The sequence below is a fragment of the Nocardia nepalensis genome (assembly GCF_048910785.1).
Taxonomy (GTDB): domain Bacteria; phylum Actinomycetota; class Actinomycetes; order Mycobacteriales; family Mycobacteriaceae; genus Nocardia; species Nocardia nepalensis.
The window spans coordinates 53,607-75,512 of sequence record NZ_JBKBET010000009.1 but is presented as its reverse complement, the minus strand read 5'-3'; the positions used below and the strand labels follow the sequence as shown (position 1 = coordinate 75,512).

Here is a 21,906-nt window from a genome sequence, read left to right as displayed (position 1 = left end):
TCGCCACGAGTACGCCGTAGACCTTCCTCGTGGCCTCCCGACCGGCTTCAGTAAACCGACCCAGAAGTTCCCAGCCGGAATCGACTGGTGCGCACCGCTTCCTGCCCAGATCCGCCAGGTTCGAGCAGGTGGCCCATGGAGGGACGTAACAACGCTGGTTCCTCGCGTACTCCTCTTCATCCCGCTTGCCGGACCCGCACCATCTGGCAGTACTGGCCACGTCCCGGCGTTGTCAGGGCTGCTCCCACCCTCCCCGGCACCACCCGGATCAGGCTGCCCTCAACTCCACCGACCTGCTACGACAGGACGGCGATGAAGGTCTCTCACCTCCATTCGAATCACAGCGCCTCACGGCGCAAACGAAATATGGGCCAGATCCGGTTTCCGAAGAGCGCTGACAATAGCCAGCTTCCATGCGGCACCATCCCCGCGTACGCGGAGAGCACACTTCTTGACCTGGCTTTTCCTCTGACAGCGCATCCAGGTGTTTAGACACCACTCGCCCTCTGGCCCCGCGGCCATGTTGGGATCATCCATCTCGGACCTTCGACGGTTCTGTTCCCGCGCCTCGCGGGGCCTTCGGATCGATAGCTTTCAACCGGTCGGTCAGGTCGTTCGCGCCGCGACCCAGTGTCCGTGATGAGCCGCATGAGCCACGGTTGATCGCGACGGCTGATTGAACTCGTCTGGCTGACGCCTGGACGTATCCGCGACCAGCAGCCTGACCGCACCGCCTAGCGCCGGCCGTGCTGCTAGGCAATCTAGCGATTAGACAAGCAGTTGATTATATGACCGAGAGTCACTATGGTTCGAGGCAATATTCAACAAATTTAGTATTGGAGGTAGGTGTGCATCCCTTCTGCACGGCGGTTGGAGTTCGCGGCCCGGCGCCGGTAGACCTGCTGGCCGATCGCGCCGTGGCACACAGCCAGCTGGCGACCCTGTCGCGCCCGAATGAAGCGATCACCACAGCGATTGAGCGCGGCACACCACAGGCCGCGGTCTCGGGCGAGAAGATCCCGGCCCGGGTTTTCCACTCCTACGACGACGGCAAGATCGACGACCTCATGGTGATGGCACCCTCGTTGCTGGCGGCCAACGCGCTCCGCGAAGCGAAGGGCGCGCAGATTCCACGCATCGAGGCACAGGCGGGCCCGCTCGGTGCCGCAATAGGCCGCCAGCGCGTAAGGGACATCAACGCGATCGTCACCTCGCTACCGGTGGTTGGGCGTGCAGCGGTGGTGTCGCGATGACGCACTACCGCAGCAACGTGCGCGACCTCGAATTCAATCTGTTCGAGGTGCTGCGCCTGGACCGGGTCCTCGGCAGGGACACCTGGAGTGACCTCGATCCCGAGACAATCACCGCCATGCTCGACCATATGCGTTTGGTCGCGGAAGGTCCGCTGGCCGCGTCGTTCGCTGCCGCAGACCGCAATCCGCCGGTCTTCCAGCCCGACACGCACAGCGTGACACTTCCGGACTCGTTCAAAAAGAGCTATCTGGCGTTGCGCAACAGCGGATGGGAGCGGATCGGCCTTCCGGACGACCTCGGCGGTACACCTGTGCCGCGGGCAGTCTACTGGGCGCTGGGCGAGCTGATCCTCGGCGCCAACCCCGCAGCCTTCATCTACGCACTGGGACCGTCCATCGCCTCTCTGTTCTGCGACGGCGGTGACCAGGAGAACGCTATGGCCCGTGTTGCCGCGCGGGAAGTCTGGGGCGGCACCATGGTGCTGACAGAAGCCGACGCCGGCTCGGACGTGGGTGCCGCGCGCACCAAAGCCATTGCGCAAGAGGATGGTTCGTGGCATATCGAGGGCGTCAAGCGGTTCATCACCTCTGGCGATTCCGATGACCTGTTTCCCAATATCGTCCATCTGGTGCTGGCCCGCGCCGAAGGCTCAGGCCCGGGCACCAAGGGGCTATCGCTGTTCTTGGTGCCGAAATACCTGTTCGCCCCGGACACCGGCGAGGTCGCTGACCGCAACGGAGTGTTCGTGACAGGTGTCGAGCACAAGATGGGTCTGAAGGTCTCGGCTACCTGTGAACTGACCTTCGGCGGCCACAGCATCCCGGCCAAGGGCTGGCTGATCGGCGAGCGGGATGACGGCATCGCGCAGATGTTCAAGATCATCGAGCAGGCGCGCATGATGGTGGGCACCAAGGCAATAGCGACTCTGTCGACCGGCTACCTCAACGCGCTGGACTACGCCAAGAATCGCGTGCAGGGCTCCGATCTCACCCGTTTCGCGGACAAGGCGGCGCCGCGGGTGACGATCATCAACCACCCGGATGTGCGGCGCTCGCTGATGATGCAGAAGGCCTACGCCGAAGGCTTGCGCGCGGTGTACCTCTACACCGCCGCCCACCAGGACGCCGTGGTGGCCGAGCAGGTTTCCGGTGCCAATGCCGACACCGCCGCGCGCGTCAACGACCTGCTGCTGCCAATCGTCAAGGGCGTCGGTTCCGAGCGGGCCTACCAGTACCTGACCGAATCGCTGCAGACCTTCGGTGGCTCCGGCTTCCTGCAGGACTACCCGATCGAGCAGTACATCCGCGACGCGAAGATCGACTCGCTCTACGAGGGCACCACCGCCATCCAGGCGCAGGACTTCTTCTTCCGCAAAATCGCCCGCGACCGCGGCGTCGCACTGGCCCACGTTTCCGGCCAGATCCAGAAGTTCATCGAGTCCGAGGCCGGCAACGGCCGCCTCAAGGCCGAGCGCAAGCTGCTGGCCACCGCGCTCGAGGATGTGCAAGCCATGACCGCCACCCTGACCGGGCACCTGATGGGCGCTCAACAGGAGCCGAGCGAGCTGTACAAGGTCGGCCTGGGTTCGGTCCGCTTCCTGATGGCGGTGGGCGACCTGCTGATCGGCTGGCGCTTACTTGAAGCAGCCGACATCGCTGCCGCACAGCTCGATTCGCCGCAGACACCATTGGATGAGGCGTTCTACACGGGCAAGGTCGCGGTCGCACAATTCTTCGCCCGCAACCAGCTACCCGAGCTGACCGCGGTGCGGACCGTCTTGTCCGACCTCGACAACGACCTCATGGCCTTGAATGAAGCGGCGCTGTAGACATCGGCCGAGGAATCGAACATTGAGCAAATCACAGTACCCACACCTGCTACAGCCACTCGATCTGGGCTTCACCACCTTGCGTAACCGCGTTCTCATGGGATCGATGCACGTCGGTCTGGAAGAGGCGCCCAACGGATTCCAGCGAATGGCCGCGTTCTACGCCGAACGAGCCCGCGGTGGCGCAGGTCTGATCGTCACCGGCGGTATCGCACCCAACGAGGCCGGTCGACCATACCCAGGCGGAGCGATGCTGACCAACACAGACGAGGTCGCCCAGCACCGAATCGTCACCGACGCCGTCCACACCGCCGGCGGCAAGATCGCCCTGCAGATCTTGCACTTCGGCCGCTACGCCTACCACTCCGATCTGGTCGCCCCCAGCGCGCTGCAGGCACCCATCAGCCCACACCGGCCCCACGAACTCACCGATGCCGAGATCGTGCAGACTGTTGATGACTTTGCCCGCTGCGCCGTCCTCGCCAAACAGGCCGGGTACGACGGCGTGGAGATAATGGGCTCGGAGGGCTACCTCATCAACGAGTTCATCGCCCGCCGGACCAACCAACGCACCGACCGCTGGGGTGGCGCTTACGTCAACCGGATTCGCTTTCCGATCGAGATCGTGACCCGGGTGCGCGAAGCGGTAGGCGAGGACTTCATCATCATCTACCGGCTATCCATGCTAGACCTCGTACCCGACGGGTCGACTTTCGACGAGGTCGTCGCCCTGGCCAAGCCCATCCAGACGGCTGGTGCGACGATCATCAACACCGGCATCGGCTGGCACGAGGCACGGATCGCCACCATCGCGACCTCGGTTCCGCGCGGTGCATACGCGTGGGTCACCAAGAAACTGATGGGCACAGTCGGAGTGCCGCTGGTCACCAGCAACCGCATCAGCACTCCGGACAAAGCCGAGGAACTGCTCGCCAACGGATACGCCGATATGGTTTCGCTGGCCCGCCCGTTCCTGGCCGATCCCGACTTCGTGGTCAAGGCCGCTGCCGGAACGCCCGAGGTGATCAATACGTGCATCGGCTGCAACCAGGCTTGCCTCGATCACACCTTTTCCCTGAAGATCACCTCCTGCCTGGTGAACCCATGCGCGTGCCACGAAACCGAACTGGTCCTCGAGCCCACCATGCGGGTGAAGAAGATCGCGACCGTCGGAGCGGGGCCGGCCGGCCTCGCGTTTGCCGTAGCCGCGGCCGAACGCGGCCACGACGTCACCTTGTTCGACGCTGCCGGCGACATCGGCGGCCAACTCAACGTGGCCCGCCAGGTACCGGGCAAGCTGGAATTCACCGAGACCCTGCGCTACTTTCCGGCACCGGCTCGACGCGACCGGTGTGGACGTACGTCTCGGCATCACAGTCTCCGCCGACGATCTGATCGTGGGTGGATACGACAAGATCGTTCTCGCCACCGGAGTCACTCCGCGCATCCCCGACCTGCCCGGTAACAACCACCCGATGGTGCTCGGCTACCTCGACGTGCTGCGCGACAAGGCGCAGGTAGGCAGACGAGTCGCGATCCTGGGTGCTGGAGGCATCGGATTCGATGTGGCCGAGTACCTCACCGCCCCGGGAGACGATGCGAGCCACGACATCGCCGCATTTCTGGCTGGCTGGGGCGTCGATGCCGAACACCGCACCGTCGGTGGCCTCACCTCACCGCGCCCTCGTCAGTCCCCGCGCACGGTGACGTTGCTGCAACGCAAGACCAGCAAGGTCGGCGGCGGCCTTGGCAAGACCACCGGCTGGATCCACCGCACTGAACTCAAGCATCGAGGCGTGGCGATGATCGCAGGCGCGTCCTACGACCGCATCGACGACGACGGCCTCCACTACCAGGTCGACGGCCAAAAAGCCGTGCTCGACGTCGACAACGTGATCTTGTGCACCGGACAGGAGCCCAACCGCCGCCTGCACGACCAGCTCGCCGCACGCGGCCACACCGCACATCTCATCGGCGGAGCCGACATCGCCACCGAACTGGACGCCAAAACGGGCCATCGACCAGGGCACACGGCTGGCGACAGTGCTGTGACCACTTCCTTCTTCAAGGAACAAAACAGCACAGACTCGGAGGGGTCGTAATCGAAATGCTCGCCCTGCGGTGTGGGGTTTGATCACAACAGATCACGGCGCGAGCGTTGGCTACATTGCGGAACGCGGCCAGCGCTCGCGTCGTCCGTCCTGCACCCCAGCAGGCTCGCGGCCTCAACCTTGGTTTCCCACCAGAGAACTGGGGTAAATCGCCTTGATAACGCCGGCACCTCACAGCAGCCGGAGATTCCCCTGCCGACCTCTCGCAGTGTCATCCGAGATATTCGGATTCGAGGACGAGATCCTTCAGCAGAGACTGATATTCGACACGCGTGGCGTGCTCGCGCGTGCGCCAGCTGCGCCCATCCTGCGCCCGCATGTACGCCAGATAGTCGGGCGCAAGGGACACCTTCACATTATCGGCGACCACGATCGGCCCCGGATGTAGCCAGCCAGCAGCCAGAATCGCCCGCAGATCCGCCAGGTACGCGGACTTGTGGTGATCGATAAAGACGAAATCTACTGCACCCGAATTGAATCCAGGGTCGGCGGCGAGCCGGGCGAGTGTCGCGCCGCCATCGCCGATCATCCCGACCACCACGCTCACCCGCTCAGCCAGCCCGGTATGGGCGATCACCGCGCGGGCGATCTCCGCATTGGCGGCGCTGAACTCCACCGACACCAGCCGTGCGCCTGCAGGATCACCACAATGCTCAGTCAGCCGCTGCGCGCGATTGCCCGGACGCGCAACCGAAGCCCCTCGCCTCAGCGGCGTGTTCGATTTCGGCGATGACGGTGGCCGGGTCTTCGAGGGTGCTGCAGTGGCCTGTGCGTGGCAGTTCGACGAACCGTGGCTGGTTGCCCACCGCCCGAAGCAGGTCGACGATCTGACGTGAAGCGCTGGGCGGAGTGAGGCGGTCGGCGAGGCCGACGATAACCGTGGTGGGCACTGAAAGGTGCTGTAGGCCCGACTTCACATCCAGTTCCGCCAGCAGGCTCAAAGCGCGGGTGCGTAATGGATTCGCACAGTTTCCGACCATGGCGGCCATAAAGGCCGTCTCGGCGCGCGGCGTCGACCACGTAAGGACCATCACCCGGAACAGCGGAAGGTACCACTGTGGGCGGGGCATTGGGAATTTGCCGAGCCAATATCTGAGCAGGCGTTCACGGATGACGCGGTGGTATCCCGGCAGCGGCAGAACTTTGGTGTGGGCCGCCAAACGCTCGGCCACGGTATCGATCAGCAACACCGACCGGGCGTAACGCCCGACCTCGCCGGAATGCCTGGCCGCCCAGGACATGACGGCGACGCCGCCTAGACTATGCCCGGCTACTACTAGTCGCTCCCCCGCTGGAACCAGCGCGGCGAGCACCTCCGACAGGTCGTCACCGAGGGCAGCGACACTCAAGGGACGCCGCCCCTGGGTGCTGCGGCCGAACCCGCGCTGGTCATACACCATCACCCGGAAACGCTGGGCGAGTACGTTGATCTGCGGATTCCAGTACTCGATCTGGCCGGCATAACCGTGGATCAGGAGCACGCGCAGCGCGGAACGCGGACCGTATTCGCGGACGTGGATACGCGCGCCATCAGCGGTCTCCACGGTGGTCACATCGAACGGAATACGCGGATTCTGCAGCAACCCGGGTGCTGTCTCACCGTAGGCGAAGATTTCAGTATCAGTTGGGAGCGACAACCGGTAGGCCCGGATTAAACGGGCCAGTCGACCATCAACGCCCAGTTGAGTGCCAACCCGACTCCAGATCATGGGAATACGCTCCTTTGTGCACTGCCGCGATCAGCGCGGCGAAAATCAGGATTAATCGCGTCGACGCGGTCGACGTATCCGCCACGACGGATACGCACTTCACCTTGGTTATCGGCGACGGCAGCTCGTCCTGCCTTGCTTCTCGGCAACGGCATCGGCTATTGCGGGTGTTCGTCGGCGTACGTACTCCGCTGGTCCTCTTCTGCCCAGAGATCGGGCCTGCCGCGAGAGAGCGCGGTGAGCCGGGCCGGGATACCGACAACAGCGTGGGTGTCCCGGCCCGACTCACTTGCTGCGCTGAGCCGCGCAGCACGCAGGCGAAGATGCCGGGCGGGGTGGCGAACCCGAGCTTCTTCGCGAAGATTGTGAGCCACATAGGTGTAGCCGTCGAAGCGGTGCGGCGGGCCACTGCGGCGTCCTGCATGCGAAATAGTCTGCGGACACGATGTTCTCGAGTAGGTAGTTCGCGTCATCGACGAGGCTGACGACGTCCGCGGTGGAGACACTCATAATCAGTCCATCCATTCCGGCTTGATCGAGTGCGATTGTGATGGCGCGACGGAGCTGCTCGGCGATGTCGCCGGTCAGCTTGGCGCAATACCGGGATACAGAAGCGAAGATCTGCTCCGCATCCAATCGGGCGCCGCCGCTCATATCCTGGAATACGCCACACCCTTCGCCAGCAATCGGAGGTTGCCCGACCAGGGCCAGCACCGGAATCCTGGAATCGAACGACTCCCCCAGCACTGCAATCAGATTCAGGGCACCACCACCGGAGGTTGCAGCGACGACGCCCAGTCGATTAGTCGCCCGGGTGTACTCGTCGGCCATAGTGGCGGCACCGAATTCATGCTTGGCGACGATCCCGGTCAGCGGCTCCGGGCTCCGGTGCACCGCGTCATAGAGGTCCACGATATTTGCGCCACCGACCGCGAACAGATGATCGGTGTACTCGGCAATCGTCGAAACGATGTAATCGACAACGGTGACCGGAGCCGACCGAGCCGTCGAAGAGATCACGGAATCAGCAAAAGGATTTGTCCGGGATCCAAAATTCTCCCGACATACATTGTTGTCCACGGTATTTGAACCAATCCGTGAAGGAATCGAAACCTGGCGACGCCGCTGTCAACCCACACTGAAAATGGGCAGCGCCCGAAGGCATGCCGCCGGACCGCCACACAGCCGCACCATTAGTTGGCCAGTAACGCCTCGATCGCGGCCTCATCGCGCGTATCGACCTTACTACCAAACAGACGCACCCCAGCGGCGTCAACTTATTGAATACATGACTTGTAGACTAATCGACAAGATTAAGCTAGTCAACAAGTTCAGTAATCGCTTTGCCTGCTAACGTGTAGCAATGCCGTTACATAACGCAGTGCTGGCCGCACTGCTGGAGGGTGAGTCGTCGGGATACGACCTGGGCAAGGGGTTCGATGCATCGGTGGCCAACTTCTGGATGGCAACACCGCAGCAGCTGTACCGCGAACTGGATCGCATGGCCGACGAGGGCTGATCCAGGCGCGGCTGATCCAACAGGATCGCCGCCTTAACAAGCGTCTGTACTCGCTGACCAGCAAGGGACGCGAAGCATTGCGTTCCTTCGTGGCTCAACGGCCCAAGCCGGGCGCGATCCGTGACGAGATGATGGTCCAGGTCCAAGCCATGGACGCCGGCGACCTCGACGCAGTCCGTAATGATCGCTGAACGCTTGGATTGGTCGAAACCAAACTGGCCCGCCACCAGCGGCTGCAAGCCCGGCTGCTGGACGGTCGTGACGAGGATGCCTACCTCGCCGAGGTCGACCGTGTCGGCCCGTACCTGACCTTGCTGCGGGGAATTTCATTCGAGCAGGAGAACATTGGTTGGGGTGAGCGCGTCCTCGCGGTCATCGACAGACGCTCGGCGCACACCAACCACTGAAACCGACCCACTCGACGTTCGGATCGATGACGATCCCGGCCAAGCATGCCCTTCAGATCGTTGTTCGCGAATTCGATTGCGATAGTGAGATATTTGCCGCCGCGGCCGGGAAAGGTGCGAATGCCGACACCGGCGAAGGCCTCGGTAATCGGGCTTCGAGGGTGGGCTGGAAGCCGCCGATTCCGGCCCAGGAACTGCAGCCCGGGAACGTGCGTTTCGCCTTCGCTGTTGCGGAACAGCCAGCCTTCGGTTGCGTCCTGGTCGTAGCCGTAGATCGCGCCGCCAGGGTGGCCTAGGTAGCGCATCATCGTCAACGGCGTGGCGACATCGACTTCTTCGATGGCGTCGCGGATGCCCGGAGTGACGTGGGTGACCAGATCGAGCAACGTCTGCGCGTAGGCGAACTTTGTGCGCGCGCACTCGGCGGGAGCGACGGTCTTCCAGATGTCGGCGTACTGCAGCGTCATCAGGCTGACGTGGGTCGCGCCCGACGGTGCGAACCCGATCGGAGCGACATCGTATGACGACACACAGATACCGCCGGCGGGCTCCAACGACCGCCAAGAGGCAAAGGTGCGCTCGACGTCGACGTCGACGTTGACAAAGGTTGTGCTGGTAGTGAATCCGAGCCCTGCAGGCGTGGCGTTCAGGCCCATGTGCAGCACGAATCCGGACACTCCGATGCGGCGGGTGGACCGATCATCGCGCCCAGCGGTTGGGACCCCGACGCCCGCGAGCATGCCGTAGGTGACCGGGAGCGACGCGTTGGACACCACATCGGTGGCGGTGATCTCCGTGCCGTCGCCCAGCCGCACGCCGAGGACACGGCCCTGCTCGGTGAGAATCGCTCCGATCGCGGTGTTGAACTGACATCACCGCCCGCGGCTAGGAACGCGTCGAGGATCGCGGTCGACATCGCCTGCGAGCCGCCGCGCACGTGCCATGGCTTGTACTCGAGCTAGGCGAACAGGGGCAGGGCCAGATCCTGGAACCGCAGCTTCCACGGCGGCTGACCGAGGTAGCTCCAATACAGTGCAAGTACGCCCTCAAGTCGGACATCGTCGAAGAATTCGTCGAGCACGGGCTTCACCGACCGCAGGCCGTCGGTGAACAGCACAGGATCGATCTGCTCCGCGGGCATGCCTCGCATGGCCGCGACCTGCCAGAACGCTACCTGCTTGACGAAATCGAAGAACTTCGCGACCCGATCGCGGTTGCCCGGAAAGGCGGTCTCGAGTGCCTCGATCGCGCCGCCCCAGTCCGCAGGAAGAACAAGATCCACCGCGCCAGAATGACCGCCCGGTACAGATCGTGTTCCTACACGAACTCGAGCTTGTCGGCAATGCCGAGCTGTTGGGACAACCCCTCACGCAACGACATCAGCTGTCCGTCCATTCCAACGCCGGACAGTTGGTACAGAGCCACCTCGACTTCGAAACGGCCACGCCGGAAGGAGTGGCCGCACCCGCCGGGCACGTTGTGCCGCTCCACCAGCAGGGTGCGGGCCCCGGCCCGCTGCAGAGTCGCCGCGGCAGTGAGCCCGGCATTGCCCGCGCCGATCACGATCACGCTCGCCCGCTCACGCACCCGCCGCCTCACGCAGCAACTGCTCGGTTGCTTCGGCCTTGATGCGCTGAAACTGCGCTCCCATCGCCTCGGCCAGCGTGGCCGCCCCCGACAACGGCCGCACCATCACCATGAAGTCATCGATCTTGCCCTCGGCGTCGACGTGCAGGAAATCGCAGCCGGTGATCTTCTTGCCCACCACCGTCGCCTCGAACACCAACGCATGATCGCGCCCGCCGACGTCAGCGATCTCGCGCACATACCGGAAGTCCTCGAACACGCGCATCAGCCCGCGCAGGATCGCCGAGGTGATCGCCTTCCCGGAGTAAGGCTTGAATACCAACGGGCTGGTCAAGACGACACTCTCGGCCAATAACGCATCGATCGCGGCCTCGTCACGAGCCTCCACAGCCTGACGGAAGGGATGCACACACACCTCCACTAATAAATTTATTGAATATGTATTTAAAGAGGCCGAGCGCGAGGGCCGTACACCGTTCGATGCGGGAATCCCACTCGAACAGAAGAACATCGGCTGGGGCGTACACGTCCTCACCGCCATCGAAGACACTCGGCATACGCCGACCACAGGCGCCCGGACCGCCCCCTCGTGCAGTTCGCCGAACACACCGCTGGCTGCTCAGGCAGGAGTATGGCGGACCGTTTCGCGGGCACGCAGATCCTTGCGCAGGATCTTGCCGGTGACCGATTTCGGAATCGCCTCGCGGAATTCCACGCGGCGAATCTTCTTGTGCGGCGCATCCCGAGTGGCAACGAAGGCCATCACCGCCTGCTCGTCCAGGTCCGCGCCCGGCTGACGTACGACGAACGCCTTCGGGATCTCCTCGCCGTCGGCATCGGTCACCCCGATCACCGCGGCGTCGGCGATCTGCGGATGCGTCAACAGCAGCGCTTCCAGCTCCGCCGGCGGGACCTGATAACCCTTGTGCTTGATCAGCTCCTTGACCCGGTCGACGATGTAAACCACGCGGTCGCCGTCCACGACAGCGATATCGCCGGTGCGCAGGAACCCCTGCTCGTCGAGCACCTCGTCCGTGGCCGCCTTGTTGCCGAGATAGCCGACCATGACGTTCGGGCCCTTACAGCACAACTCCCCCGGCGCGCTCAATCCTTCTGTCGGGACAGGGATTTCGTCACCTGAGGCAGGATCGATCAGCTTGCACTCTATATTCGGGAGGGCCAAGCCGACCGAGCCGAGCGGGATGTCGTCGCGATCTTCGGGGATACCGTGGCTGGCCGGGCTCATCTCGGTCATGCCATACCCCTGCCGCACCAGGCATCCGAGCCGCTCGGACACCATCCGACCCAGCTGCTCATCCAATGCCGCCGCCCCCGACAACACCAGCCGGACACTGGACAGGTCGTACTCGTCGATCAGTGGGCTCTTGGCCAGAGCCACCGCGCGTGAAGCTCATCGCTTCTCCTCATTGCGTTTGATCGCTTGCATTCCGTACGCGACTCAGTCAACGGTGGCTCAAGTCAAGGTTGACTCTATAGACAACTGCACTATTAATCAACTATTTGTATATAACGTCACTCTTCGAATTGCTTGCCAGTATGAGAAGTCCCGGCCGCCTAGGGCGAGATAGCGGTCCACCACAACCGTGACCCGCGTTTAGGGGCTCATAACAGCCCGATCGAAAACCGGCTGCATCACTGGCCGACTCGCCACTCGTCCTGGGTCGCCCAGAGCGGGCTGTTGCCAGCGGTCGAAGGCGCCGTGATCAGACTGGATGTCGACCGGCTGCCCGCCAGCGCGATCCGGCATGGCTATGGATCCGGTCGTCGACTTGATACAGCTGAGGTCGACCTATTGTGGCAGGCGTTCCTGCGCCGGTTCAAAATCGAGCACACCATCCGCATGCTCAAGCAAACCCTGGGCTGGACCTGCCCGAACCCCAGCAATCCGGCCGCCGCCGACCGGTGGAGCTGGCCGCCTACACCCAGCTCCGCCTATCCCACGCGGCCTCGCCGCCGATCCGCGGCGCCATTCGAAGAGATTCCCTGCCCCGCAACGACTTACGATCGATCACGTCCGGCACGGGTTTCGGCACCTGCGCGAGGACAAGAACCATCGGATTCCACGCGTGATGCCGAGACGAGTATGCCCGATGTTCCGGCATCTCGATCGGGACGTGCAAACGGGCTAGAGACCGCCGCGGTGGGAAAGCGCTTCGAAAGCGAGATCGAGGCCGCGCCAGAGGATGTCGATCTCGGCACTGGCTGTGGGAGCCAGGACCTGGTCACTCAAAGCGAGACCGTTACCGAAGATGGCGACATTGGCACCCCCATCGGCGAAACGAAGCAGTGGACCGGTCGCGATGCCTTGTCCGACTAGTGCGTCGCCGACGAAGTAGAAGTGCCACAGTGGTCCGAGATCGGCGCCGTATGCCGCCTTGGTTGAGTCGACGATCAGTGCGCCTTGCTGGGCGATCGCGTCGACGATGCGGAAATAGTCGGCGGCGTTGGCCGGTGTGGTGCCGACCGCCGCGAGGGAGTAGGACAGGTCGACGGTCATATGTGCGTTGTATCCGGCCATCGCGATGCGTGCGGGGGACAGCTCTCAGTGGCGGGCCAGGTCGAAGTAGTGCGCCCAGTGTGGTTCCGTAGGTACGCCGGTGAATTCGGCATGCAGATTGCGCAGGAGGCGGGACAGCAGGTCGAGGCTGAGCCGGTGCGCCAACTCCGGGTCGGCGAACGATGCGGGCTCGCGCTGCAATGGCAGCACCGCGGCGTGTTCGACGGCGTCGAGCCCAAGCGCGAACAGTCCGCGCCAGTCGCGGTGGCGGACCAGGATTTCGGTGATCCGCTGATGATTGTCGATCGCTTGTTCCAGTTGCCGAAGCGACCAGCCGGTCAGCGTTGTGGTGTCGGAGAGCTTTGCGATGGTCGCAGTTTCGGCGGGTGTCAACGGGGTGCCGCAGGCTGTGTCGATCGGTGCGGCGGAAGCCGTGGCGCCACCGAACACTCCAGTGCAGAGAAACACCGCGAGAAGCGTGATCATCGAGAAGAACGGGCGCAGAGTCGATCTGCGGTTGCGGGCGTATCTCGTCGTGGCTCCGGATGTCGTGAATCGCGTGGTGGCATCGGGAAGCCCGAAGCGACTGTGCTCGGCGACGCGCCGCCGAATTCTAGCCCGTCGTATGTTCGGCATTACCTTCGCTTCGGGTGTGTCACAAATCCGAACCGCGTGGCTCCGAGGCAGATCGGCTCGAAATTCGGATGTACGAAAGTTGTCATGTTTTGGTGCGGATCCATTGGAACGCTCCCAGGTTCATCGAGCCCGGGGACCGCCCGGCTTACCACGGCCGCACCATTAGTCCTTCAGCAAAGATGCTCGGTGCGACACCGCGCTGGCGAGCAGGACCGGGGTATGTGCGGCGCTGACTCCCCGGCCCGGCTCGTTGCTGCGCGTTCGGCCGCGCAGCGCGGACGCGAAAATTCCCGGCAGGGCGGCGAGGCCGGGATTCTTCGCGAAGTCGATCATCCGCCGCAGTGTGGTGGCGCTGGTGCGGTTGGTGATGAACCACGCGGATACCCTTCGCCTTCTCCTCGTATCCGGCGAAATCGGGATACCATCGCGCCTGCTCGGCGTAGAGGCGGTCGCGTACGTCGCCGGTCACTTCGGTGACGGTGACCGGGAAGGTCTCGGTGCCGACTTCGGCGTCGGCCGCGCCCGCCGAGGTGAGGTTGTAGTACCAGTCGGGATTGGTGGGGGCACCGGCTTTGGACGCGAAGACGTACATGAGCTTCGGGTCGTTCTCGTCGGCCAAGTGCATCATCGGCGACACCAGTCGCCGGTCGGTGCGCCGCCCTCGGTGATGCACCAGCACCATCGGTGCACCCTCGAAGAGCCCGCCGACGCGCCCCTTCGTTGACTCGGAATTCGGTGATGATCTTGCTGTTCCAGTCCTGCGATTCGCTCATGCCACGCATCTTCTCCCCCGCCCCGCGCGTGCGCGAGCAACCACACTCACGGCTCGTCGAGCACTTCTCGCAGGCGGGCGGCGAAGGTAACGCCGTCTTTGGCGAATCCGAAGTGGCCGCCGGGGAACAGGACCGGGTCGACGCCGAGTTGCGATGCCAGTGCCCGCGAGGTGCGGTCGCAGACCTGACCGGTGGACTCGGCACCGACCCCGACGATCACCCGGGTAGAGATCGAACGCAGCAACGGCGGATCCGGTACCCAGGAGGTAGTCAGGCGCAGTTCATGGCCGAACCAGAAACGTTCGCTGGCGACCTGTCGGGGATCGCGGTCGGCGCCGAAGATCTGTTCGAGCTGCGGTTCCGGGATATGAATATCGGTTTGGGCGAGAAACTTTCGCCAGGCGCCGATCGCATCGCCGGTGGCGTAGGTCGCGACGATGTCCTCGATGCGTAGGCGATGGGCTTCGGCGTCGGGGAGCAGTTCGTGCAGCGGCGGTTCGTGGGCGACGACGGTGGTGACCAGGTTGGGGCTGGTCTGGGCCAGTGCCAGTGCGCTGACCGCGCCACCACTGCATCCGAACACCACGGCCGGGCCCGCGTCGAGATGGGTGATGAGCTGGGCGAGGTCCCCGGCGCGGGCGAGCGCCGTCGAGTCCTGGTTCGGGTCGTCAAGGAGGCTGCCGAAGTGCCCCCGCGGGTCGGTGGTGAGGACGGTATTGGTAGTGGCGAGTTGTTCGGCGGCCGCGGCGAACGAGGCGGCGTTCATCGGGGCACCGACGAGGACGAGCAGCGGTCCCGCACCACGGACCTCGTAGTACAGGCGGGCGTCCGACACCACGAGGGTGCCGGTGGTGACGGCGGAACTTGGGGTCATGAGGCTCTCCCGGATCTCGAATGATGCGACGAAATGGGTGCTCGGTGCGATATCGAGCTGGCGAGCCGGACCGGGGTACCTGCGGCGCTGGCTCCCCGGCCCGGCTCGTTGTTGCGCGGTCAGCCGCGCAGCGCGGACGCGACGATCCCCGGCAAGGCGGTGACGCCGGGTTTCTTCCCGAAGTCGGTCATCCGCCGCAGTGTGGCGGTGCTGGTGCGGTTGGTGACGAACCACGGGGGCTTCGGCGATAGGCTGGGCTCGCCGTGCAGCAGTGATCGCGGGGCCGGGCGGAACGGGCCACGCAGCACCGTTCGCTCTGGTTCGTCGATGAGCAAAGCGTTGTGCACCACGCCGATACCGCTTTGAATGTCGGCCAGCGTGTGTCCGGGGAATGCACCCCAGGTCGCGCGTGGGGTCAGGAAGCCCAATCCGGTCCAAGCGTTGATCGCGATGGTGCCGTAACGCAGTCGTTCGACCGCCGTCTCGAACTCAGGGCCCAGAGTCCGGATTGTCCGAGGCGCGGCCACGATACTCACGCCGAGGGTGCCCTCGAACTCGTCGTTGCACAGCCGCACCGCACGGGCCAGGAATTCGCTCGCGTCGCCCGGCAATTCGACCACACCGAAGACCGGAGCGAAATACTCTGTGCGCAACATGCTTTCATCATCCGGCGCAATGCCGGTTACCAGGGTGCGTTCACCCTGCGGGCCGAGCCGCTCGGAGTTGGGGTAATGGCGCCGGGCAGCCGCAACTCGGTCCGGCGAACCCGGATAGTAGTCGGCGCGAGCCGGCGCACGGTCGAACGCCAACCGCAATTCGGCCAAGAACTGGCCTTTCTGCGGCCAGTCGGCACTGATAGCTGCGACCTGGGAGGCGATGCAGTTGTAGCCGTTGTTGTGTAGCCGCTGGGTGGCCAAGTGTTCGGCTTGGAACCGTAGGTCCTTCGTTGACCAGCGGCCTGGGATCACGATCGTGGGCGAGACACCGCCGAGCTCGCTGGTGATCGACTTGCGCAGCACAGGGTCGTTCTCCGCTTTGCGTTTGGCGCCGTCCGATCCAGAACCGAACACGATGGCGTCGTGGGTCAGCGAGCTACCGGTCATGTGGACGGCGTTGACCTCGGGATGGTTCACCAACGCGCCACCCACCTCGGCGCCGCCGGTGACTATCCGCACGAATCCAGCGTCGATCGCAGGAGCAAAGATCCGCTCCAACACCGGCAGCAACGGATCTGTGATCGGATTGAGTTTGAGTACCACCATTCGGTTGTCGGCGAACAGCTGGTAGAGCACATCCAGCGGGCGATGGAGAAGATGTTCCCCGCGCCGAGCACGACCCCGACTCCACCGGTTCTATTGGGCGTGCGTTGCCCGAGTCCAGCATTGGCCCGCACTGTCGCGGCGTCCACGCCGGGCTTCGTCCACACCTGCGCGCGAAACCCGTTGAGCAGCAAGGTGTCGAAGATCCCATGAGGAAGCACCTCGATAGCGGTGCGCCCGCCTGGCGCCGCGTGGAGTTCGAATCCGTCGACGGGGCTTCGCCCCTCCTCGAGCGCCCTGACGGATTCGGCCAGCGCGGCCGTTCCGGTGAGAAGCGCGTAGGGCCCGGAGGACCATTCCTCACCCAGCAGAGGCGAATTCGATGGCAACTGTTTGATGCCAGCGGCCACTTTGACCCATTCCGAGGCATACGCGGCGGTGTTTGCATGGATCTGCTCAAGCAATCGCCGCCGCTGGGTCAGGGACGTTCTCGCCCAAGCGATCTCCCCTTGCCGCAGCGCGCCAAGGGCACTGTCGATCACACCGGTGACGGTCGCGTTCACCATTGGATTCCTTCCGAGACGGAGCCTTCACCAAACCGACCGCTGCTTTCCCCGGTGCACGATCGCGACGCGCACTACTCGGCGCCGGTGATCGAAGTGCACCGCAGCCTAGGTCCTACGCAACAAATTTTCTATACAAATAAGATTCTACTCCACATGGGCCCCATATTGACACTGCGAATATAGACAAATTTTTGATTATTTCATTGTGATCACCACTGGTGAGTACGCTCGCTCACCGGGGTGAGCGAGGCCGTGGTCGTCGTGGTGCGGGTTCGGTCGTCGTGGTGACCGCTGGTCAGTCGCCGATCTCGGTGACCGCGAGGCGGGCGGATTTCTCGTCTACGATGGCGTGACCGCGCGGGGAGCCCGAGAGGCGTTGTGCGGGGCAACCGGAAAACGCCTGGTCATCGCAACTTCGTACTCGATCTGACGAAGCCGGACCTTTGGTACAGGGTGTTCCTGGTCCCATCTTGGATGCGCCCTCGGCGGGGCACATCCAAACGGGGACGAGGACGACCTGCGGCTTTCGCCCGCTAGGTTGAGGATTGAAGCCGACTACCGACTGTCGACGTCCCCGACATGAGATTCCCGAACTGCGGGATGGGTCAGGTGTTCGATTCCCCCTAGCTCCACAGAAATAGCAGGTTAGGCCCGGTCTCGGACCGGGCCTAACCTGTTCTCTTTGCACGGGCCCGCGTCTACTCCGCGCTTTTGATCTTGCTTCTCGTCGATTCGTCCATCGGCTCCGGTCGAAACTCGTCGAATCGTTCCGCCTCGCTGTTCGACCTGCGGGAGGCTACATAGTCGACATGGCGACGCCTTTGTTCCACATGAGGAAGTCGCCGAGGAACCCGTCGTGAGGGACCCCAGACGCCATCCAGTGGGTGTGTCGGTCGCCGAGGTAGACATTGCGGATCGTCGGCTCGTCCACCAGCCGGCCCACCAGCTCGCCGTCCCGAGTCAGCACGGTGAGCACCAGCGTGTCGCACAATGGGGCGACACCGGCGGTGCGTGTCCAGGGGGCCACCCAGACGCAGGGGAACGGCAGCTCGACGCCGATCTGCGGGGCAGTGGGGTCCCTTACCTCGAATACCGCCGGACGGAGGGCTGCGCTGCCGTCGCCGAGTTCGTCGACAACGCCGTCACCGCCGAGCCACGCTCGCGCGCCTGCCGCAGCTTTCAGAAGGTAGCTCTCGATCGAGCGAGCGGCCGACACCTGCTGAACCGGGAGACTCGCCTTGGAGTGCTCTGGAGGCAGGCTAGGCATCGCGGCCAGTCGCTCGGCGATGGACTCGGCGAGTGGACCGGGGTCGCCCTCGATCAGCACGGCACTGGTGTTCACGCAGCCAGTGCCTCCGTAATCGGCCACCGACTCGACGATAACGTCCAGGTGCTGGCGCCAGTCGGTGTCAGCGGTGATCAGGATCTTCGACCGCCCCGGCCCCTGCGGTAACACCTGGGCGCCTCGGTACTTCGCCACAACGTCGGCGCCGCCGTAGACCATCCCCAGGTCCGCACCGCGCAACACTGCGTCGGCACCGACATGGTCCGTGGGCAGCAGTACCACGTGGTCGGCCGGGAATCCGGCAATGCGCAGTGCGGTGATCAGCCGATACGGGGTGAACGGATCCCGACTGGACGGGCGGACCGCGACCCGGTAACCCAACGCCAGTGCCTCCGGCCAGATGGCGTGGGTGCCCGGATAGTTGCCAGCCGCGAGGACCGCGAACACCGACCCACGCCGGACCCAGACAGCTCGGCCGGATCGCGTGGAAGGATGCCGCCACTCCGCCGACGCTCCCCTGGGCCGGGCTTGGTGAGCGCTATCGAAGGCGTTCGCCACCCGCTGCGCCACTGAGCCGTTTGCCTTCCGCACCGACGAGATCGGCACACCACCGGCCCGGCTGACCGCATGCTGGTAGTCCGCGGGGGACAGGCCGCCAATGGTGGCATGCTCGAACAGTTCAGCCGCCTCTGCCAGCAGAGCGGCCCGGTCTGCTGTCGGCAGCGTCTCGGCACGGTGCAGCGCGGCCATCGCTCGATGGATGAACACCGGCGGGACCAGGCTCACCTCGGCGAGGGCGGCTCCGCTGACATCGGTGACCGACAGCCGGTTCGCCGCCCGGAATTCACCGGACGGCCCCAGCGCTGGAACGTCGATCGGGGCAGAGCCGGTCATCAGTACACGCCCTCGATGACGACCTCGTCTTCGAAGGTGGCGACCGGCGCGATGTCGGCCACCGCGTGGCCGACAGTGCCCTCGACGGCCGGCATCCGGGTGGCCAGGTCCCGTTCGAGGTTGTTGGGGAGCAGGAACGACTTGCTGACGTGGTTGACGACCACCTCGCCGCGCTGCCCGTCCGGCACGGGTTCGCCCGTCTTCGCATCGACGACCGTGAAGGTGACGTACGGCGAGAAGGGGTCGAAGATGCACGGCGAGCCGCTCTCCAGGCCCGCACGTTCCCCCGCGACGCCAAGCATCATCGTGCTGCCGTACTCGCCGCACATCGCGGTGTCCGCGAAGACCTCGTTCTTGAACAGGTTGCGGGAGTCCGGGTTCATCTGTGTCCCGCCCCAGCGGATCGCCTTCACCCGGGAGTTCACCAGGTCGACCAGCGCGTCGTCGGAGGCGATGCGATCGAGCAGCGGCGGGGTGATCGTGAGAAGGCCGATATCCTGGGTGCGCAGCACGTCGACAGCCTGGTCGATGACATGCCCGGCGTAGGCCTCGGCGTCGGCGAACCGCTTGCCGGCGATGAGCTTCTTGACCCAGCGCGGGTCCAAGTCGATCGTGAAGCCGTGCGTTCCGTGCGTGCGGGCATGCCGATGGAACAGCGCGGCGACAACATGCGGGCCGGTGGGAATGATGCCCAGCCAGTTGACGCCGCGTGGGACACCGTGCCGGTCCAGATGCGCGTTGCTCCAGGACACCATGCGCTCCAGCCAGTCCCGCATCAGCACGACCCGCTTCGGGGTGCCCGTCGTGCCACCGCTCTCGAAGAACCCGACCACGTCCGGACGCTTCCCGTAGCCCTTCGGAATCAGGTCCTCGGCCCGGGCTTCGCGCAGTTCGGCGGCGACGTTCGGGAACAGCCGCAAGTCCGCGTGGGTACGCACGTCCGCTCGCGGGTCGAATGCGAGCGTCTTCGCTCGCTCCAGCCAGAACGCACAGCCGGTCTCAGGGTTGAAGTGCCATTCCATCGCCGCCCGGATGAACTCGTCCGGGTCCGGCGTGACGTCGAAGGGGAGATCCAGAATCTTCTCGGTCGCAGTGGTCATCGGCGGTACTGCCTTTCTTTCGGTGTTTCGGTGAAGGGTTTCCGGTCGCTCAGGGCTGCAGCCGATCCGCCTGCCAGCCACCCGGCCCGAGGTCGTACCGCAGGCGACGGTGCAGGCGGTCGGAGGCAGCGGACCAGAACTCGACCACGGCCGGCCTCAGGCAATAGCCGACATAGGAATCCGGCCGCGGGAGCGGCCGGTCGAGCATCTCGAGCTCGAGGGCCTCAGCCCGTAGTGCTGCAACGTCTGTCAGGGGCGCGCTCTGATGACTGACGCTCGACATGGCGTGCAGCGGGATCGGCCGTGCCGACCACAGCGCGTCGGACTCGAATTCCGGCAGCGGTGCCACCGGGCCGGACAGAATGAGTTGCTGCCCGGTCTCCCGCCAATAGAGCAGCCCGGACGCCCAACCCGTGGCGGCCATCTCACGGCCCTTCTGGCTTCCGCTGTGGCTGGCGAAGACCAGTCCTCGATCGGTGATCGAGATAATCACCACGATGCGGTTGGAGGCGATACCACGAGCATCCGCAGTGGCCAGTGCCAACGCTCTCGGCTCGCGGACACCACGCTCGACGGCGTCTTCCAGCCAGCTGCGCACCAGATCCAGCGGCTGCGACGGCGGCCGATCATACTCCGGGAAGTCGAGATCGACGCTCCCCCCGAGTGACTCGAACCGGCTCGATGTCGATCTCGTGCCTTCTGGCTTCATGTCGTACCGACCCGTGATCATTTACAGGCTCCTTGCTGAAATCGGGTACCGCTAGATGTAGAGGGTTCCGCGGGCGATGATGACGCCGTGGCCGCTGACGTTTACGGCCGAGACCTGCTCGCCACCGCCCCAGGCAATGGCCCGCATCAGAGAGGGCCGCCCCAGTTCGATTCCCTGTTCGATCTCGATGTCCTGCTCCCATCCCGCCAGACCGTGCCTGGCCAGGTGGATCGCCAGCGGCCCGGCGGCCGAACCTGTCGCCGCGTCCTCCACCACCCCGTAGGCCGGCGAGAACATCCGGATTCGCCATCGCGCGCCAGCACCGGCAAAACAGTTGATGGCCATGTCCGGAAAGCGGGCCAATGCCCGGTGGTCGGGGAACACGGCGGAGAGCGAGGGAATGTCGGGCAAGCCGACGAACACGTGGCGCGGACCGTTTCGATATGCCTCCACCGGCGCGATCGAGGTCTCCACGCCGAGCGCCTCCATCAGTTCGGAGCCGTGCTCGTACAGTTCCCATCGGGGCAGCGGCTGCTCCATCCAGGCTTCAGTGGCGCCGTCGTTGGTACCGAGCCGGAACGGGATGACACCGATTGCGGTCTCCAGTTGCAACTCGTCCTGGCCGAGCTGCTCGGCGAGCGCCACTGCGGTGCCGAGCATCGGATGCCCGGCGAAGGGCAGCTCGTTGACCGGGGTGAAGATGCGGATGTGAGCGTCGCCGCCGCACTTCGGGGGCAGGACGAAAGTGGTTTCGGACAGGTGCATCTCATTGGCGATGCGTTGCATCAGGTCGGTGGTGAGGTCCTCGCTGTCGAAGATCACAGCGACTGGATTGCCGTCGAGGGGCCGACGGGCGAACGAGTCGACGACCACGTAG

15 protein-coding genes and 5 pseudogenes are annotated in these 21,906 nt (G+C 64.5%); 4 read left to right on the top strand and 16 right to left on the bottom strand.

The window, feature by feature from the left end:
- The first annotated feature begins 788 nt into the window (after positions 1–788).
- The 3 genes and pseudogenes from ACHQ4I_RS08750 to ACHQ4I_RS08740 all read left to right on the top strand — a co-directional run bounded on the left by ACHQ4I_RS08750 (position 789) and on the right by ACHQ4I_RS08740 (position 5,134).
- Positions 789–1,253, top strand: coding sequence for a hypothetical protein (locus ACHQ4I_RS08750; RefSeq protein WP_420771188.1), 465 nt, complete (start codon positions 789–791; stop codon positions 1,251–1,253).
- Positions 1,250–3,082 (top strand): acyl-CoA dehydrogenase, encoded by a 1,833-nt coding sequence (locus tag ACHQ4I_RS08745; RefSeq protein WP_420771187.1) that lies wholly within the window; start codon positions 1,250–1,252, stop codon positions 3,080–3,082. The genes ACHQ4I_RS08750 and ACHQ4I_RS08745 overlap by 4 nt, the downstream gene beginning before the upstream one ends.
- Positions 3,066–5,134 (top strand): annotated as a pseudogene (locus ACHQ4I_RS08740) (oxidoreductase). Before ACHQ4I_RS08745 ends, ACHQ4I_RS08740 begins: the two are co-directional and overlap by 17 nt.
- A 270-nt stretch (positions 5,135–5,404) precedes the next feature.
- Here the strand turns inward: ACHQ4I_RS08740 and ACHQ4I_RS08735 are convergent.
- The 3 genes from ACHQ4I_RS08735 to ACHQ4I_RS08725 all read right to left on the bottom strand — a co-directional run bounded on the left by ACHQ4I_RS08735 (position 5,405) and on the right by ACHQ4I_RS08725 (position 7,922).
- The gene (locus ACHQ4I_RS08735; RefSeq protein WP_420771214.1) at positions 5,405–5,854 is read right to left on the bottom strand and encodes an O-methyltransferase; all 450 of its coding nucleotides are present in this window, start codon (positions 5,852–5,854) and stop codon (positions 5,405–5,407) included.
- Entirely contained in the window at positions 5,847–6,746 is a 900-nt protein-coding gene (locus ACHQ4I_RS08730) for an alpha/beta fold hydrolase (RefSeq protein WP_420771186.1), read from the bottom strand. The genes ACHQ4I_RS08735 and ACHQ4I_RS08730 overlap by 8 nt, the downstream gene beginning before the upstream one ends.
- A 441-nt stretch (positions 6,747–7,187) precedes the next feature.
- Positions 7,188–7,922: a thiamine pyrophosphate-binding protein gene (locus ACHQ4I_RS08725; protein WP_420771185.1), complete on the bottom strand. Its 735-nt coding sequence runs from the start codon at positions 7,920–7,922 to the stop codon at positions 7,188–7,190.
- A gap of 343 nt (positions 7,923–8,265) precedes the next feature.
- Between ACHQ4I_RS08725 and ACHQ4I_RS08720 the strand changes: the two are divergent.
- A pseudogene (locus tag ACHQ4I_RS08720) lies at positions 8,266–8,828 on the top strand (PadR family transcriptional regulator).
- Between the two features lie 958 nt (positions 8,829–9,786).
- Here ACHQ4I_RS08720 and ACHQ4I_RS08715 read toward each other — a convergent pair.
- The 13 genes and pseudogenes from ACHQ4I_RS08715 to ACHQ4I_RS08655 all read right to left on the bottom strand — a co-directional run bounded on the left by ACHQ4I_RS08715 (position 9,787) and on the right by ACHQ4I_RS08655 (position 21,851).
- Positions 9,787–10,110 (bottom strand): hypothetical protein, encoded by a 324-nt coding sequence (locus ACHQ4I_RS08715; protein ID WP_420771184.1) that lies wholly within the window; start codon positions 10,108–10,110, stop codon positions 9,787–9,789.
- Positions 10,111–10,145: 35 nt separating this feature from the next.
- Positions 10,146–10,415, bottom strand: a complete 270-nt coding sequence (locus ACHQ4I_RS08710; RefSeq protein WP_420771183.1) for an FAD-dependent oxidoreductase — start codon at positions 10,413–10,415, stop codon at positions 10,146–10,148.
- Positions 10,408–10,824, bottom strand: a complete 417-nt coding sequence (locus tag ACHQ4I_RS08705) for a nuclear transport factor 2 family protein (RefSeq protein ID WP_420771182.1) — start codon at positions 10,822–10,824, stop codon at positions 10,408–10,410. The genes ACHQ4I_RS08710 and ACHQ4I_RS08705 overlap by 8 nt, the downstream gene beginning before the upstream one ends.
- 210 nt (positions 10,825–11,034) lie before the next feature.
- Positions 11,035–11,817: pseudogene (locus tag ACHQ4I_RS08700) on the bottom strand (AMP-binding protein); the annotation flags it as partial.
- Positions 11,818–12,561: 744 nt separating this feature from the next.
- Positions 12,562–12,933 carry a hypothetical protein gene (locus ACHQ4I_RS08695; RefSeq protein ID WP_420771181.1) on the bottom strand — a complete coding sequence of 124 codons (372 nt, stop codon included), beginning with the start codon at positions 12,931–12,933 and terminating at the stop codon, positions 12,562–12,564.
- A gap of 45 nt (positions 12,934–12,978) precedes the next feature.
- The gene (locus tag ACHQ4I_RS08690) at positions 12,979–13,401 is read right to left on the bottom strand and encodes a hypothetical protein (protein WP_420771180.1); all 423 of its coding nucleotides are present in this window, start codon (positions 13,399–13,401) and stop codon (positions 12,979–12,981) included.
- A gap of 538 nt (positions 13,402–13,939) precedes the next feature.
- Positions 13,940–14,342, bottom strand: a pseudogene (locus ACHQ4I_RS08685) (nitroreductase/quinone reductase family protein); the annotation flags it as partial.
- Between the two features lie 46 nt (positions 14,343–14,388).
- Positions 14,389–15,216, bottom strand: a complete 828-nt coding sequence (locus ACHQ4I_RS08680) for an alpha/beta fold hydrolase (RefSeq protein WP_420771179.1) — start codon at positions 15,214–15,216, stop codon at positions 14,389–14,391.
- A 119-nt stretch (positions 15,217–15,335) separates the two neighbouring features.
- Positions 15,336–17,041: pseudogene (locus ACHQ4I_RS08675) on the bottom strand (aldehyde dehydrogenase family protein).
- Positions 17,042–17,837: 796 nt separating this feature from the next.
- Positions 17,838–19,220 (bottom strand): aldehyde dehydrogenase family protein, encoded by a 1,383-nt coding sequence (locus ACHQ4I_RS08670; protein ID WP_420771178.1) that lies wholly within the window; start codon positions 19,218–19,220, stop codon positions 17,838–17,840.
- Positions 19,220–20,320, bottom strand: coding sequence for a phenazine antibiotic biosynthesis protein (locus ACHQ4I_RS08665; protein ID WP_420771177.1), 1,101 nt, complete (start codon positions 20,318–20,320; stop codon positions 19,220–19,222). The genes ACHQ4I_RS08670 and ACHQ4I_RS08665 overlap by 1 nt, the downstream gene beginning before the upstream one ends.
- Before the next feature lie 49 nt (positions 20,321–20,369).
- Positions 20,370–21,050: a phenazine biosynthesis FMN-dependent oxidase PhzG gene (gene phzG / locus ACHQ4I_RS08660; protein WP_420771176.1), complete on the bottom strand. Its 681-nt coding sequence runs from the start codon at positions 21,048–21,050 to the stop codon at positions 20,370–20,372.
- Between the two features lie 30 nt (positions 21,051–21,080).
- Positions 21,081–21,851 carry a PhzF family phenazine biosynthesis protein gene (locus ACHQ4I_RS08655; protein WP_420771175.1) on the bottom strand — a complete coding sequence of 257 codons (771 nt, stop codon included), beginning with the start codon at positions 21,849–21,851 and terminating at the stop codon, positions 21,081–21,083.
- Positions 21,852–21,906: the final 55 nt, after the last annotated feature.

Excerpts from the sequence above, each read along its gene's own strand:
- ACHQ4I_RS08665 (WP_420771177.1), bottom strand. The coding sequence starts at position 20,320 with ATGACCACTGCGACCGAGAAGATTCTGGATCTCCCCTTCGACGTCACG.
- ACHQ4I_RS08750 (WP_420771188.1), top strand. The coding sequence starts at position 789 with ATGACCGAGAGTCACTATGGTTCGAGGCAATATTCAACAAATTTAGTA.
- ACHQ4I_RS08680 (WP_420771179.1), bottom strand. The coding sequence starts at position 15,216 with ATGACCCCAAGTTCCGCCGTCACCACCGGCACCCTCGTGGTGTCGGAC.
- ACHQ4I_RS08745 (WP_420771187.1), top strand. The coding sequence starts at position 1,250 with ATGACGCACTACCGCAGCAACGTGCGCGACCTCGAATTCAATCTGTTC.
- ACHQ4I_RS08670 (WP_420771178.1), bottom strand. The coding sequence starts at position 19,220 with ATGACCGGCTCTGCCCCGATCGACGTTCCAGCGCTGGGGCCGTCCGGT.
- phzG (WP_420771176.1), bottom strand. The coding sequence starts at position 21,050 with ATGATCACGGGTCGGTACGACATGAAGCCAGAAGGCACGAGATCGACA.
- ACHQ4I_RS08695 (WP_420771181.1), bottom strand. The coding sequence starts at position 12,933 with ATGACCGTCGACCTGTCCTACTCCCTCGCGGCGGTCGGCACCACACCG.